The sequence below is a fragment of the Streptomyces sp. NRRL B-1347 genome (genome assembly GCF_000720325.1).
In the GTDB taxonomy this organism is placed as follows: domain Bacteria; phylum Actinomycetota; class Actinomycetes; order Streptomycetales; family Streptomycetaceae; genus Streptomyces.
Genome location: NZ_JOJM01000259.1, coordinates 1 through 558, shown reverse-complemented (window position 1 = coordinate 558; position 558 = coordinate 1). Strand labels below are relative to the sequence as shown.

Below are 558 nucleotides of genomic sequence, written 5' to 3'. Positions count from 1 at the left end.
ACCGAATGCCCGGTCACACAGTCCGGCACCACCCCGAAGGACTCCACCAACCGGAACAACGCCACCTCGAACGCGAACAACGCAGGCTGCGTCCACCCCGTCTCATCCAGCCCCTCACCCCCGAACACCACATCCCTCAACGACCCCGGCAACAACGCATCAAAATGAGCGCAGATCTCATCGAAGGCCGCCGCGAACACCGGGAAGATGTCGTACAACTCCCGCCCCATACCCGGGCGTTGCGCACCCTGCCCGGTGAACAGGAACGCCGTACGACCCTCACCCGCAACCCCCGAAACCACCCCCGGCACCGACTCACCACGAGCCAACGCCTCCAGCCCCGCCACCAACTCCCCACCATCGGCCGCCAGCACCACCGCACGATGCTCGAACGACACCGACCGCGAACCCGCCAACGACCGACCCACATCCAACGGGGACACTCCGTCCCCCACCACCGACACCAACCGCTCCGCCTGCGCCCGCAACGCCTCCGACGAACGCGCCGACACCACCACCGGCACCACCGGCAACGAACCCGACCGCTCCTCCACCACG

General features: G+C 67.6%; 1 protein-coding gene. It reads right to left on the bottom strand.

All coding sequences use genetic code 11. The features are described 5' to 3' along the window. The coding region (locus IG74_RS0144870) for an acyltransferase domain-containing protein (RefSeq protein ID WP_037827523.1) at positions 1–558 on the bottom strand (558 nt) is incomplete at both ends.